General features: G+C 49.1%; 19 protein-coding genes and 1 pseudogene. 16 read left to right on the forward strand and 4 right to left on the reverse strand.

Going from position 1 to position 13,691, the window contains the following annotated elements:
• Positions 1–9: 9 nt before the first annotated feature.
• The 13 genes and pseudogenes from O4H47_RS01125 to O4H47_RS01180 all read left to right on the forward strand — a co-directional run bounded on the left by O4H47_RS01125 (position 10) and on the right by O4H47_RS01180 (position 5,823).
• Positions 10–252 (forward strand): hypothetical protein, encoded by a 243-nt coding sequence (locus O4H47_RS01125; RefSeq protein WP_269392089.1) that lies wholly within the window; start codon positions 10–12, stop codon positions 250–252.
• A 410-nt stretch (positions 253–662) separates the two neighbouring features.
• Entirely contained in the window at positions 663–1,058 is a 396-nt protein-coding gene (locus O4H47_RS01130; protein ID WP_269392090.1) for an HNH endonuclease, read from the forward strand.
• Positions 1,055–1,240 (forward strand): hypothetical protein, encoded by a 186-nt coding sequence (locus O4H47_RS01135; RefSeq protein WP_269392091.1) that lies wholly within the window; start codon positions 1,055–1,057, stop codon positions 1,238–1,240. Before O4H47_RS01130 ends, O4H47_RS01135 begins: the two co-directional genes overlap by 4 nt.
• A 40-nt stretch (positions 1,241–1,280) precedes the next feature.
• The gene (locus O4H47_RS01140; RefSeq protein ID WP_269392092.1) at positions 1,281–1,556 is read left to right on the forward strand and encodes a hypothetical protein; all 276 of its coding nucleotides are present in this window, start codon (positions 1,281–1,283) and stop codon (positions 1,554–1,556) included.
• A complete protein-coding gene (locus O4H47_RS01145; protein WP_269392093.1) occupies positions 1,553–2,083 on the forward strand; it encodes a hypothetical protein in 531 nt (176 codons plus the stop codon). Before O4H47_RS01140 ends, O4H47_RS01145 begins: the two co-directional genes overlap by 4 nt.
• 52 nt (positions 2,084–2,135) lie before the next feature.
• Positions 2,136–2,648 carry an HNH endonuclease gene (locus O4H47_RS01150; protein WP_269392094.1) on the forward strand — a complete coding sequence of 171 codons (513 nt, stop codon included), beginning with the start codon at positions 2,136–2,138 and terminating at the stop codon, positions 2,646–2,648.
• Positions 2,641–3,072 carry a hypothetical protein gene (locus O4H47_RS01155; RefSeq protein ID WP_269392095.1) on the forward strand — a complete coding sequence of 144 codons (432 nt, stop codon included), beginning with the start codon at positions 2,641–2,643 and terminating at the stop codon, positions 3,070–3,072. Before O4H47_RS01150 ends, O4H47_RS01155 begins: the two co-directional genes overlap by 8 nt.
• A gap of 176 nt (positions 3,073–3,248) precedes the next feature.
• Positions 3,249–3,500 carry a hypothetical protein gene (locus O4H47_RS01160; protein WP_269392096.1) on the forward strand — a complete coding sequence of 84 codons (252 nt, stop codon included), beginning with the start codon at positions 3,249–3,251 and terminating at the stop codon, positions 3,498–3,500.
• Between the two features lie 5 nt (positions 3,501–3,505).
• Complete coding sequence (locus tag O4H47_RS01165; RefSeq protein WP_269392097.1) at positions 3,506–3,787, forward strand: hypothetical protein; 282 nt, start codon at positions 3,506–3,508, stop codon at positions 3,785–3,787.
• Positions 3,787–3,984 (forward strand): hypothetical protein, encoded by a 198-nt coding sequence (locus tag O4H47_RS01170; protein ID WP_269392098.1) that lies wholly within the window; start codon positions 3,787–3,789, stop codon positions 3,982–3,984. Before O4H47_RS01165 ends, O4H47_RS01170 begins: the two co-directional genes overlap by 1 nt.
• A gap of 37 nt (positions 3,985–4,021) precedes the next feature.
• Positions 4,022–4,069, forward strand: a pseudogene (locus O4H47_RS18150) (hypothetical protein); the annotation flags it as partial.
• 59 nt (positions 4,070–4,128) lie between these two features.
• Positions 4,129–5,127 (forward strand): tyrosine-type recombinase/integrase, encoded by a 999-nt coding sequence (locus tag O4H47_RS01175; protein WP_269392099.1) that lies wholly within the window; start codon positions 4,129–4,131, stop codon positions 5,125–5,127.
• Between the two features lie 315 nt (positions 5,128–5,442).
• Positions 5,443–5,823 (forward strand): DUF2147 domain-containing protein, encoded by a 381-nt coding sequence (locus O4H47_RS01180; RefSeq protein WP_269392100.1) that lies wholly within the window; start codon positions 5,443–5,445, stop codon positions 5,821–5,823.
• An 18-nt stretch (positions 5,824–5,841) separates the two neighbouring features.
• On the opposite strand, the gene O4H47_RS01185 is transcribed toward O4H47_RS01180, so the two are convergent.
• Complete coding sequence (locus O4H47_RS01185) at positions 5,842–6,546, reverse strand: glutathione S-transferase N-terminal domain-containing protein (protein ID WP_269392101.1); 705 nt, start codon at positions 6,544–6,546, stop codon at positions 5,842–5,844.
• Between the two features lie 168 nt (positions 6,547–6,714).
• Between O4H47_RS01185 and O4H47_RS01190 the strand changes: the two genes are divergently transcribed.
• Positions 6,715–7,482, forward strand: a complete 768-nt coding sequence (locus O4H47_RS01190; protein ID WP_269392102.1) for a sulfite exporter TauE/SafE family protein — start codon at positions 6,715–6,717, stop codon at positions 7,480–7,482.
• A gap of 19 nt (positions 7,483–7,501) precedes the next feature.
• Here O4H47_RS01190 and O4H47_RS01195 read toward each other — a convergent pair whose 3' ends face one another.
• From O4H47_RS01195 to O4H47_RS01205, 3 genes are all read right to left on the reverse strand, one after another.
• A complete protein-coding gene (locus tag O4H47_RS01195) occupies positions 7,502–9,592 on the reverse strand; it encodes a molybdopterin-containing oxidoreductase family protein (protein WP_269392103.1) in 2,091 nt (696 codons plus the stop codon).
• A gap of 138 nt (positions 9,593–9,730) precedes the next feature.
• A complete protein-coding gene (ndk, locus tag O4H47_RS01200) occupies positions 9,731–10,153 on the reverse strand; it encodes a nucleoside-diphosphate kinase (RefSeq protein ID WP_269392104.1) in 423 nt (140 codons plus the stop codon).
• A 104-nt stretch (positions 10,154–10,257) separates the two neighbouring features.
• The gene (locus O4H47_RS01205) at positions 10,258–10,701 is read right to left on the reverse strand and encodes a hypothetical protein (RefSeq protein WP_269392105.1); all 444 of its coding nucleotides are present in this window, start codon (positions 10,699–10,701) and stop codon (positions 10,258–10,260) included.
• Positions 10,702–10,907: 206 nt separating this feature from the next.
• Between O4H47_RS01205 and O4H47_RS01210 the strand changes: the two genes are divergently transcribed.
• Together O4H47_RS01210 and O4H47_RS01215 are read left to right on the forward strand one after the other, a co-directional pair.
• Positions 10,908–12,803 carry an ABC-F family ATP-binding cassette domain-containing protein gene (locus tag O4H47_RS01210; RefSeq protein WP_269392106.1) on the forward strand — a complete coding sequence of 632 codons (1,896 nt, stop codon included), beginning with the start codon at positions 10,908–10,910 and terminating at the stop codon, positions 12,801–12,803.
• A 13-nt stretch (positions 12,804–12,816) separates the two neighbouring features.
• Positions 12,817–13,626 (forward strand): DUF4344 domain-containing metallopeptidase, encoded by an 810-nt coding sequence (locus tag O4H47_RS01215; RefSeq protein ID WP_269392107.1) that lies wholly within the window; start codon positions 12,817–12,819, stop codon positions 13,624–13,626.
• Positions 13,627–13,691: the final 65 nt, after the last annotated feature.

Genomic DNA, 13,691 nt, shown 5'->3' on the forward strand with positions numbered 1-13,691 from the left:
AATAGAGGTATGACAGGAAACAAGCCGAAAGCTAATAACCGTCCGTCCGGGTGGTGGGCTATTGCAATCGCCCATCTTGTTTTCATGCTGTTCGGGGTCTTCCTTTTTGTTGCACCTATCGTGGCATTTGCGTGGTGGGCGTTTACTCATGAACCTGTTTTTCCTGACTGGTGGGTAGGTGTTGTTATGGCAGCACTTGGCCTAGTCATGCAGGGCATCGCACCGCCACTCCCAACCAATAAAAGCCAATAGCACCAAGGGGAATAGACATGGGCGAACGCGATTTTAAAAGAAATGACGAAGTTCGATGGGTTCGAAATGATGAAGATATGCGCGGACGGGTTACCAAGGTTGAAGGAGGCCACGTCTGGGTCTTATGGCGCAGGGGTGGCTTGATGAAAGAAGACCCGCGCAACTTGGAAAGGGTTTAGCAATGAACGCCCCCATCATCTCCACTAGCTACACCAATGCGGCGAAAGGCGGGACAGCATGTTAGCACGAATTTGGCAATGGCTTTTCCATGCTTGTAGGCATGAATGGGCAGACTTCAAAAGAATGCAAGTGATGGAACCTAACTCTAGTCCTAGTGATCTGCCAACTGCTCAAATATTTGTTTTGCGCTGCCAAAAGTGCGGTGAAATCAAGCATAAGAGGATTTCATATTGACCAAACTCGCAAACCCCATAGGCCGCTCAACAGATGAATGGTTCGGTGCGACAGCCGATACCAAAGCGCCGCCGCGTGTTGAATTGCGGGTGTTCGAGCGCTACGGCGGCATTTGCTACCTATCTGGCATTAAGATTTTGCCGGGCATGAAATGGGAGCTTGAACATATCAAAGCCCTTTGCAACGGCGGAGAAAATCGTGAAAGCAACTTAGCCCCTGCCCTTGTCAAAGCACACAAAGCGAAAACCGCTCAAGACCGCAAAGAAAAAGCCAAGTCTGATCGCATTCGCAAAAAGCATTTAGGCATTACCAAGCCAAAGCAGAAAATTCGCAGCCGTGGGTTTAGCCCCTCACCTGACAACACAAGATATTTAGACGAGGACAGAACATGAGAACTGTGGAACTCGAAATCGAGATGAAAGACGAAGAGGAAGCGCGGCAGCTATCGGGAAGCCTCATGAATGGCGAAAACTGGGTTGGCCGCAAGAACGGCAAGTCGGTTCTGTTCATTTCATGCCCCGCAGATGAAATCATGAAATTGGGTTATGAACTGCACTACGGGCTTGATTACTAGTCGCCCCCCTCACAGCCAAGCAGATAGATAGGACAGGATAATGAAGCGAGATAAGTACGAAGAATTTAAGAATTTCTTGCACAACGAACTCGGAATTTCTAAAGGCGATATTCGCCAGTGGGTCCGCGAGGCTGTCCGAGAAGAAGTTCAAAACCTTATAAAACAACATGATGGACAGTTTTCCATTGATGCTATCGCTCGACGCGAAGTTTCATCGATGCTGAATGACAAGTTTGGCGGGAAGCATAAACTTCGCGATGCAACAGCAAAAGAATTGGCAACTCAACTTGTTGTTTCAGTTAAGGAAGCAACATGACCATTAAACCAGAAACCCCTTACGGATTTTGCCCTGTGTGCGGTGCCGCTGGCCGTATGCGTGAGCGCCGCCCTTTCGGGAATGATGAATGTGAGAACGGGCATACTTACCCTAGCGCAAAAAGTCTATCCCATAAACCACACACCCCACCCCAACCTGACATTGAAGATGCAATGGACGCACTTACCACGCATGAACGATACGGTTGTTCCGAGGCGGGTTGCCAGCTTCTAAAAGACTTGTGCGACGTGAGCTATGATAGCGTCGACGCATCACTGGATTTGATCCGCAAATTTGAACAAGCCACCCACGATAAAGCCCATGAAGCTGGTGTAGCGCAGGGAAGGAAGGGCACTGTGCTTGGTCTGACCGAGCGCGAATGGCTCTTGTCTGAAAAGACAACGCTAACAGCACTAATTGAAGACACTCCAGATAGCGATGTTTTTGGTGGAATGAGCCTCAAATCACGCCTTGAACAAGTCGAAGAAGAATTGGCAGCACTACCACCACAAGGGGGTAAGAAATGAAGGCTTGCATTGAAGTCCCTATCACATGGTTTAAAGGCGAGGGATTGGACAAATGAGTGATAAACTAACACAAACCCGCCTTAAAGAACTCCTTCATTACTGCACCGATACTGGAATTTTTAATAGGCGCGTAAGTTTAAGGGGTCATGCGAATGAAGGAGATGTTGCGGGTCACAAGGATAGGCGCGGGTATATTCGAATAACCATCGATGATCGTAGGTATTTAGCGCATCGTCTGGCTTGGCTTTATGCCTATGGAGAAATGCCAAGCGCTTATCTCGACCACATAAACGGCATTCAAGACGATAATAGGATTGAAAACCTGCGAGAGGCGACGGTATTTGAGAACGCAAGGAACACGAGGCTCAGAAAGAATAACACTTCAGGCTTCAAAGGTGTGTATTTAGCGCGGGATAAGAGGATGTGGTGTGCGGGCATCAAAATTTGCGGCAAGAAAGTGCATCTTGGTACCTTCAACACGCCAGAAGATGCGCACAAGGCATATTGCGATGCAGCCAGAAAGCATTTTGGAGAGTTTACAAACACAGGAGAGATTAGTGGCTAAAGCAACGAAAGAGCAACTAGAATGGGCTGAGAAAGTCCTAGCTGATCATATTTGTGTGAAAATCAGCAAGCCCAAATCCAGCGGTAGCGTTGCATTGAGAGCAGCGGCACACGCATCGAAAGACAAGAAAGCACAACTCCCAAAACGCGATGGACCATCACCAGCGATCAAAGCCCTTGCCACCGCCCTTGCAGAGCGTGAAGCGGATGGGTGGCGTACCGATATGGAAAATGCGCCAAGGGATGGGGAGAGAATACTTCTTCTCGGTAAGACCATACACCCATGCATCGATATTGGTCATGTCTTTTGGACAGAGGCGTATTGGGAAAAAATGAATGGTGGTGGGTGGGTTTATTACGGCGCTGTGGCAGAGTGGGTCGCCTTCAAGCTTATCACCCTACCCCCTGCAAAGGAGACAGAATAGATGTTCAACTTCATAAAGAGGCTGTTTGCGCCAAGATGTGAACATAGTTTCCCATCTTGGCTAAACGGGGTGCATCTCGAAGGCCGATTTCCCTACAACACTGCCATTATCCCGTACAAAGAATGCTTGTATTGCCGCAAACGCATCCCCCTCCCCCCTATGCATGAGAGGAAAGAATGATGGGGCTGGTTTGGAACGATCAACATACGGATGTTGCAAAATCACTATCAGGCAAACGGCTTTATGCTTGTGATGCACCGGATTGCAATGTTCGGCGCGTCCCTTGGTCATCAAGATGGGTGTGGTACGGCTCATATAAGGACTTAGACGAAGACCCCGCCAGCATTCTTACATTTTGCAGTGAAGAATGCAGGGCCGCAGCTAAATTTGTTATGCAGACACAAGAGCTAAAAGCAAGAAATGGATAAATCCAATGACTGAACCAACACCCACGAAAGAACAGATAGAAGCGGCGAATGGGGTTTACTGCGACATGGTAACTGAGTGTTTTCCAGAAACGGACCTAACTGAAGTGATAGCTGCCCTACTCGCCCAACGAGAACAAGCCGCGCGTAAAGAGGCTTTGAAAGAAGCTGAGAAAGTCGCCACGTCTCATTTGCTTATGCTTGCTCACAACGAACGAGAAAAAGGCTGGAACCGTGCAGCTCAATCAATAGGTCTAAAAATCAAAGCGCTTATAGACAAGGGGGAATGATGAACCGAATGCGAGCGCCATATGCGGCCCTTAACAAAGGCAACATCAACCAAACCGTCAATGCTTTAGCCAAAACCAACAACAAACAAAAGAAAATCGCCGTCATGGATGCCTTATGGCTTTGCCTTCATGCAGACGATGGCGAGTTAGATCAAATTGAGGACTTTCTAAAATCGAAAGGCTACAGAAATGATTGAAACCTACACCAAAGAGCAAGCGGCGGCGATGTTCAACATGCGGCCCAAAACATTCGCTGAACATGCGCGCAAACATGGGCTTTACGCAAAGGCCGGGCGCAAAGTAATCTACTATCGATCACACTTGGAAAGGTTGCAGGAAAAATGGGACGCCTCAAAGTCTACAGACGCGGCCAAACTTGGTGGGTTGGCGGTACAATCAATGGACAAAGAATTAGGGAAAGCACTGGCACGTCTATCCAAGCCATTGCAGAACAATACGCCACAAAGCGCGAACTTGACGCTCATAAGGTCAAAATCTATGGCGAAGAAAGCGTCATCACAATAGCGGCTGCAATTAACCTTTATCTTGACGCCAAAAAATCAGACCGTTTTTTGTTACCCATTCTCACACACTGGGGCCACAAGAAAATAAAAGACATAAAGCCGGGGCATGTTCACGACCTTTGCCGGGCAATTCACCCCAACGCGGGACCAGCGACACATAACCGCCAAGTTATAACGCCCGTTCAAGCGGTCATCAATCACGCGGCCAAGCGCGGCCTATGCAATCCAATCAAAATTGAACGGTTTAAGGTTGAGCGCAAAATACCAAGCGTAGGGACGCAAGATTGGCTTGAAGCCTTCATTGCCCATTCAAGCCCTCATTTGGGCGCACTGGCCCTATTTATGGCCTATACAGGCGCAAGAATAAGCGAAGCTGTGCGTTTGGAGTGGAAAGATGTAGATTTTGACAACCAAATAGCTGTTCTGAAGCAAACCAAAACAGACCCGCGCATTTGCACATTACCCCAACCCTTGATTATCAAGCTGGCAAATTTGGAGCGGGTGAGCGATAGGGTTTTCCGCTATGCATCACGCAATTCTGTACAAACAGCATGGAATAGTGCGGAAATAAGGGCTGGGATTGACCACATTGCGCCACATGATGCGGGGCGCAGGTTCTTTGCGACAGCAATGATGCAAGCCGGGGTTGACCCTGTTACAGTTGCCAAAGCTGGTGGTTGGAATAGCAAGCGAATGGTGCTTGAAGTATACGCGCAACCAAGCGACACAAAAGAGGCCGTTCAAAAGACGTTTGGCACAAAACTTACACAGCCAATCATAGCAGTGCAAAATAGCAAAGCAAAATCAGACACTTAAAAAGAGAAAATGCTTCTTTAGCAGGGGCGCGCCTTCGACCACTCGGCCACCTCTCCGAGGCCGCTTAAATCCCAAAGCGACGCGCAAATCAAGTCTAACCTGACGATTTTATGCAGATTCTATTCAATTATTTTTGCTGATTGCAATTTAGTACGTGCGTAATCATATCAATTGGCAATGGGAGTGCAGATTGGGGCGATTGTCTTTAAGCGCTTCGTGATGTTACAATTGGCCATATCGGTCGTTGATACGAATGAGGGTAAAACCGTGTTTTGGAGAACGCCACAAAGGTATATTCTTGGTACGATATTGATAATGCTGACATATTTGTCGGCGTCTGCTGCCTTTGCGACCGACCCAACGGGGGTGTGGCTAACCAAGGACAAAGCCGAAATCACGATCAAGGAATGCGGACAGAATTATTGTGGCATCGTGTCCAAACCCGCCAAACCAGGTTTGCGTGATATTCGCAACCCAGACCCGCAGTTAAACGGTCGCCCCATACTCGGTTTACCTTTGCTTGAAGTGCAAAAGGATGCGCAGCACGGCAAGCTGCCCGGGCAACTCTACAATCCGCTTGATGGCAAAATGTATGATGGGACTTTAGAATTGAAGAATGCCGACAAACTTCGTGTTCGCGGATGCGTGCTACGCGTTTTGTGTTTGCACGAGGACTGGGTCAGAATTGGGTCCTGACCCAGAGTTATAATTGTCTTACCTTTGCCCAAACAGAACTTTTTGAGCGTCTTTATCGGTAGCCAAGTTCATTTTGTCACGCTCCGCCTTGCCAACGGCTATACCCGCAACAACTGCTGGGCGTTCAAGCAGGCGCTTTTGCCATGCCTTCACATTTGGGAGCTCATCAATATTGACGCCCTGCCCTTCATGGCCCAACGACCAACCAATAATTGACATATCCGCAATAGAATAGTCACCGGCGACAAAATCGCGCCCTTCTAGACGCCTGTCTAAAACGCCGTAGAGCCTGTTGGACTCATCGATATAGCGTTTAATCGCGTAAGGCAGTTTTTCTGGCGCATATTTGTTGAAATGGTGGTTTTGCCCCAGCATTGGCCCAAAACCACCCATTTGCCAAAACAACCATTCATCAACTGCAACGCGCTCGCGCCAATCCTTAGGATAGAACTTTTCAAATTTCTCGCCCAAATACTTCAAAATCGCGCCCGATTCAAAAACTGAAATCGGCTGTCCGTCAGGCCCTTCAGGATCAACAATTGCTGGCATGCGGTTGTTGGGTGCAATCTTTAAAAAGTCTGGTTCAAACTGCTCACCTTTGCCGATATTGACCAGCTTGAGCGCGTAAGGCACGCCGAGCTCTTCAAGCATGATTGATACTTTAAAACCATTTGGAGTGGGCCAATAGTGCAGTTCAATTGGCTGCGTTTGAGTGTGGGACATGATCAACCTTACTTTCTAAGAGTATTAGGTCATTTATCGTATAATTGCGATAAAGCTGCAAGGGCAGCCTAAACACTATTTTGTGTTTGGACGATTTGTCACAAGTTCGCCTATCCAAATCGCTTCGCTTTGCGATAGCATTCCTTGGTCGATCGCAGGGGTAATCTCATGGAAATGTTGGTTTTGTTTTTCGCCGGGCTGGTTGCTGGCGCTCTGAACACGCTTGCGGGTGGTGGCTCATTTGTTATTTTCCCAGCGCTTTTGTTTGTGGGGGTCCCCCCCATAATGGCCAACGCCACCAACACATTCGCCTGCCTGCCCGGATATGGCAGCGGTGCAATTGGGTTTCGGGCCGACATATTGCGACATAAAGATAAGCTTGTGCTTTATGCGATCATTGCACTGGCGGCAGGTTTTTTGGGTGCTGAAGCGCTATTGCGCGTATCTGACGTTCAGTTTGAAGGGTTAATCCCTTGGCTGATGGCGTTTGCTGTGATCGCCTTTACCTTTGGCGGTCGATTGAACAGTTGGCTTGCGTCAAGATCTGGCAGCTCAAAGCGTGCCGCAAAGGCCGGTTCTATTGCCCTTGTTGGGCTGTTGGCGTTGATTTGCTTTTATGGGGGGTTCTTTAATGCAGGGCTTGGGATCATCCTACTCGCCTATTTGGTGCTTGCGGGGTTCAAAGACCTAAACGCAATGAACGGGCTTAAGCTGCTGATCTCGTTTCTGGTGTCTATTACCGCTGTGATCCGATTCACCATGAGCGGTTCAATTGAATGGCAAGCGGGCACCATAGCGTTGGTTGGCGCCACCATTGGCGGCTTTGCAGCGGCAAAACTATCCTATCTTTTGCCGGCGGCATTGCTGCGCAACTTTGTGATCATTTATGGGTTTGGGCTGACGGTGTATTTCTTTTACGTAACCTACTTCGTATAAGGCTTGCAGCCATTCTGGGCTAAAGTGGCTTAACCCAAACCGCACAATCATGAAACGCAGCGCCGCCAAATGGTGGCACCGGGTCTGATCCAACAAGCGTGTTAATGCCATTGTTATCAGCATGACTTTTATTCTTGTGCAGCCCTTCAACAATCACCACGCCGGATTGTATGCCGTCAAAAATTGCAGCACTTAGAATAACTTGCCCTCGTTTGTTGCCGAGTTGAATCTGATCGCCATCAGCAATGTTCTGCTTCGCAGCATCTATTGGGTGGATAAGCGCCTTTGGCGCCCCTTCCCGTTTTTGCGAACCAGGTGTTTCGTTGAATGAACTATTCAGAAATGCGCGTGCCGGACTGGTGGCCAGTCTAAAAGGATGCTCGGCATCCGTTGGCTCATTTACGTCCCAATGGTCAGCGAATTTTGGCATAATCGACGGATCACAGACCCATTCAACGCCTTTGGTTTTGCGGGTTTCTTCCCAATTTGGCGCAAAGCGAAACTTGCCATCGGGCCATGCAAAGCCTTGGCGGTAATGGGCAATGTCGGACTTGTTTTCGCGATCAACAAAACGCGTTTGTTCAAATTCTTCCAACTGTCCAAATCCAGATTCTTTGAACGTATGGTCGATCAGTTCATCGTCCGACATTTCAAAAATAGAAGATGACACAGCAAGTCGCTTTGCCAATTGGGCAAATAGCCAGTGGTTCGACTTGGCCTCGCCCGGTGCTTTTATTAGTTTTGGACCCAATAGAATGCGCGTGTGCCCACCACGCGTGTAATAATCGCTGTGCTCCAGAAACATTGTGGCTGGCAGCACGTAGTCGGCCATTTGCGCGGTTTCTGTCATGAATTGCTCATGCACCACGGTGAACAAGTCTTCACGCGCGAATCCTTGTTTTACTTTGGCTTGCTCTGGAGCGACCACCACGGGATTGGTATTTTGGATCAACAAGGCTTTGACGGGAACGTCAGATTTAAGCGCCTTTGGTTCTCCTGTTAGAATCGGGCCGATTTCGCACATGTCCAATAGGCGTGTTGGCTGATCTACCAGGTTGGTGCCTTCGAGGTCAGTTTTATTCAATCCCCAAGTGCCAGAATTTGAATGGAACGCTCCACCGCCCTCTTCCATCCACGCACCAGTCATGGCGGGGATGCAAAGCGCTGAATGCATGGCGACAGCGCCATTGCGTTGGCGGGTAAATCCGTAGCCGAGGCGGAAATAGCTCTTTTTGTTCTGTCCTACCAACGCAGCAAATTCTTCAATTTGAGCGGCGTTCAATCCAGTGATACCAGCCGCCCATTCGGGTGTTTTATCCTTTAGGTGAGATTCAAATTCAGGGCCGAAGTCTGTGAATTTGCTCATATATTCACGATCTGCCAGCCCGTCGCGCAACAAGACATGCATTATGGCACAGGCGAGTGCACCATCGGTCCCTGGGCGCAATATCAGGCCCAAGTCAGCCTGCTGCATGGTCGCGGTGTTGTAGATATCGACCACTACAATTTTTGCGCCGCGTTCTTTGCGCGCGCGCATGGCGTGGGTCATCACATTGACCTGAGTATGCACGGGGTTGGTGCCCCAAATCACCACCACATCAGATTTGGCCATTTCCTCTGGGTTGACGCCCATTAGTTTGCCTGTGCCGGTAACAAAACCGGCCCACGAGATCATTGAACAGATGGTGCCATACTGGCGGGAATAGGATTTGGCGTTGCGCAAGCGCTCTATCCCGTCGCGCATGACGTGGCCCATGGTGCCTGCATAAAAATAGGGCCAAATAGCCTCAGCACCATGTTCTGCTTCAATGGTTTGAAAACGCTCAACAATATAGTCCAGCGCCTCATCCCAACTGACTTGCTGCCATTTACCTTCACCCTTTTCCCCAACCCGCTTGAGCGGATGGGTCAAACGCTCTGGATGATGCACGCGTTCAGCGTATCGCGCGACTTTCTCGCAGATCACCCCTGCCGTATAGGGATCATCCTTGGCGCCACGAACGCGGCCAATTGTGTTTTCATCAATAATTTCAACATCAAGCGCGCAGGTGGACGGGCAATCGTGCGGACACACGCTGCGCTCGATAGAGCGAACGGGGATTTTGTTCATTTGGGTAGCCTATGTGCAATAGGATATTCGACAAAGCCATAGAGCCAATTGGCTAGGTGATTTGTCAAGCACTAGACGCAAAAAGGCCGCGCTCAAGCTTTGAGCACGGCCTTTAAATCATTGATGAGGTGTAGCTAATTAGCCAACGATTTCATCGTCAGAGAAGAAGAATTTGATTTCTTCTGCAGCAGTTTCAGGAGCGTCTGAACCGTGAACTGAGTTTTCGCCGATTGAAAGCGCGAACTCTTTACGGATTGTGCCTGCGTCTGCTTCTGCTGGGTTTGTTGCGCCCATAACTTCGCGGTTTTTCAAAACTGCGTTTTCGCCTTCAAGAACCTGAACAACAACTGGCTCAGAAATCATGAACTCAACAAGTTCTCCAAAGAAAGGACGCTCTTTATGAACAGCGTAGAAGCCTTCAGCTTGTGCTTGTGTCATGTGAATGCGCTTAGAAGCGACAACGCGAAGACCTGCGTCTTCGAATTTTGCGATGATTTTGCCTGTTAGATTGCGTTTTGTTGCGTCGGGCTTGATGATTGAAAAAGTACGTTCCAGAGCCATTTTATTTCCTTAGTGGTTCTATGGGGAATTTGGCCGGGGTTTTACGCCGAGTTGGATCAATAAACAACCCTTGGAATGCAGCATTCAATCATTGGGCGAAAAAACTATTCTTTTTCTGGCTCGATCCACAACTCACTACGCTCGATCAAACCACCTGCTGGATGTTCGACAATAACGACCAGCACTTCAATTTTTCGCGTTATTTCAATTACTTGATCATATGTTAGCGCTGTCATTGCTTGCGCGCAAAAGGCGTCAACGATCATTGGCACCAGCGTTAAGGTTGCTGTGTCGTTCTCTATCGATAGCGAATTTATGTTGCTCTTTTGCCAGCAAGCGTTGGGTGCGGTGTAGGTATATTGCAAGAAGACGGAATTATCCCCGGTGCGCCAGGCGCGCTGAATGGCTTCTTTGGGGGCTGCGTTTGGGTCAAAATTGGTTCGATCTGTGCCGCTTTGTGTCGGATCGGTTGTGACGCTGTTCCAAATGACAAATGCCACGAGAACCCAAAAGGCGCACAACCCCAGAATTATGGCTCTTTTGTTCATGTTGGCGCTCCTTAAGCGATAAAACAGCAGATTTTCCTGCTTTCTTTTACGTTTTTGCGCGCGTAGCACACAAAAACAATGGCCAACCGCCCCCTTCTTCACGTAAAAGCGGCACAAATCGACCAATTCAACCTCAGCGCCCAATCGTGACACCGTTTCAACACTGTCTCACACTGTGCCAAAATCAAAGCAAATACCTTCGCATCATGCTGCAAATTACAAACCTGACTTATTTGATCGAAGGCCGCACGCTTTTCGAAAATGCCAACCTCACCTTGCCTGCGGGCTCCAAAGCCGGCTTTGTGGGTCGCAATGGTTCTGGCAAAACGACCCTGTTCAAAATCCTACAAGGTGAAATTGCGCCGGATGGCGGCAGTTTTGAAATTCACCAGCGCGCGCGCATTGGCGCAGTGGCGCAAGAAGCACCTGCAACTGCCGACAGCGTGATGGACATTGTGCTGAGTGCAGACAAAGAGCGTTTGGCGCTGCTTGCAGAGGCGGAAACAGTTACCGACCCGAACCGCATTGGCGAAGTCTATACTCGGTTGGCCGAAATTGAATCACACTCTGCAGAAGCGCGGGCTAGTGCTGTTTTGAAAGGCTTGGGCTTTTCAGCAGAAAAGCAGGCCGAGCCTTGCGCCAACCTTTCTGGTGGGTGGCGGATGCGTGTGTCGCTTGCTGGGGTTTTGTTTTCACAACCCGACCTGCTGCTGCTCGATGAGCCGACCAACTATTTGGATTTGGAAGGCACATTGTGGCTAGAGCGCTATTTGGCGAACTACCCCTATACTGTTTTCATGATCAGCCACGACCGTGACCTGTTGAACAAAGCGGTCGATTCAATTGTGCATTTGGACCACCAGGACCTTTCGTTCTATCGCGGACAATATGATCAGTTCGAGGCCAATCGCCGTTTGCAGATGGAATTGAACAACAAGCAGCGCGAAAAACAGCAAGTGCAGCTGGACCATATGGCCAAGTTTGTGGAGCGTTTCCGCGCCAAAGCGTCAAAAGCCAAACAAGCCCAGTCTCGCCTAAAGCGCATGGAAAAGATCAAACCGATCGCAGCCATGTTTGACGAATATGTTTCGCCCTTTTCTTTCCCACAGCCGCAACGCGCCGTTTCTGCGCCTCTGATCAGTTTGGATGATGCGGCAACTGGTTATGGCGAAACACGGATTTTGAGCAAGATCAGCGGCCGGATTGATCCGGAAGACCGGATTGCGCTTGTTGGCATCAACGGAAATGGTAAATCCACATTCGCCAAACTATTGGCGGGTGATATTGAGTTGCAAGATGGCCGCATGACCAAAGCCCGCAAGTTGGAAATTGCCCACTTCGCACAGCACCAAATGGACATGTTGCGCCCAAAAGAAACACCGCTGCAGCACGTTGAATCGCTAATGCCCTACGATAGCGAAGCGAAGCGCCGTTCTCGCGTTGCCCAAATGGGTCTTTCAACGTCGCGTATGGAAACACTAACCGAAAATCTTTCGGGTGGTGAGCGCGCCCGGCTGTTGATGGGATTGATCACCTTCTCTGGCCCGAACATTCTGATTTTGGATGAGCCAACCAACCACTTGGATATTGATAGCCGTGATGCACTTGTGCAGGCGCTCAACGAGTATGAAGGCGCGGTGTTGATCATCAGCCACGACCGCCACCTCATCGAAGCCACAGTTGATCAGCTTTGGATTGCGGAAAACGGTACAATTTCGGTTTGTGATTATGATCTGGACACTTACCAGCGCTCAATCCTTGGTGGCTCAAAAAAAAACGGGAAAAACGACGCAGTAAAAGACCAGAGTTCACCTGATAAGAAACAAGACCGCAAGGCCTCCGCCGCTTTGCGGGCTGAACTTGCCCCCTTGCGCAAAGAAATCAAATCGCTTGAAGCTGACATTTCAAAGCTCAACAAAAGACTTGAGAAAGTCGACCAAGAGTTGAGCGACCCTGACTTGTTTAAAAAAGACCCCGAATTGGCCGTGAAACTGGGTAAAGACCGTGCCGATTGCTTGAACGAAATTGAATTGGCAGAAACAAATTGGTTGGATAAGGTCGAAGCTTTAGAAAGTGCCGAAAAAGAGCAACAAGCACGTTAGGGAGGAGCGACCAATGAAGAAGGGTTTTGCAATCGCCACATTCATTTGTGGCGCGATGTTGAGCACAGTGGGCCAATCGCAGGAATTGACCGAACAGCAGTATAATCAAGCGGCGACGTTTGCCGTAAACGCAACGGCGGCCACGCTTTATCACGAAGTTGGTCATATGCTGATTTCCCAGTTTCAATTGCCTATTTTGGGCAAGGAAGAGGACGCAGCGGACAATATCGCCACTGTGATGCTGTTGGCAGCGGAAGACGACAACAAAGACGCGATGCTGATTGATGCGGCAAATTCGTTCTTTTATTCCAACAATGAAGGGCCTGAAGAAATCGAAGACGCGGCCATGTATGATTTGCATAGCCTAGATTTGCAGCGCGCTTTCCAAGTGATTTGTTTGATGGTTGGCTCTGACGCTGAGCTGTTTGGCGACCTTGCCGACGAAGTGGGCATTGACCCGGACCGTCAAGAAAGTTGCGCCTTCGACTATGAGCAAATTGCAGGCAACTGGAACCGATTGAATGAAACGTTTATTGCGCAAGGCAATAACGGCCAGCCGATCACTGTTTCTTATGAGCCAGCAACTGAAGAGCATGAGGGCGCAGCCGAACTGCTCAAAAACTCGCAACTGCTTGAAACAGTTGCCAAAGAAATCACGGATACAATTGAATTGCGCAAGCCAGTGAGTTTTGTTGGCCGTGAATGCGGCGAAGAAAACGCCTATTACGATTCTGAAAACGAAGAAGTCATCGTTTGCTATGAAATCGTCAACCTGTACTTCGGCCAAGTCGCAAAAGACATTTTGGAAAATCCGAAAGGTTAGACTAACGGGCCATTAGGCACCCGATTGCAATTTGGGAAGAGTGCGGCTCAGGGCCGCGCTTTTCT

Origin of the sequence: Maritalea porphyrae (assembly GCF_027213965.1) — a bacterium.
Lineage (GTDB): Bacteria > Pseudomonadota > Alphaproteobacteria > Rhizobiales > Devosiaceae > Maritalea > Maritalea porphyrae_A.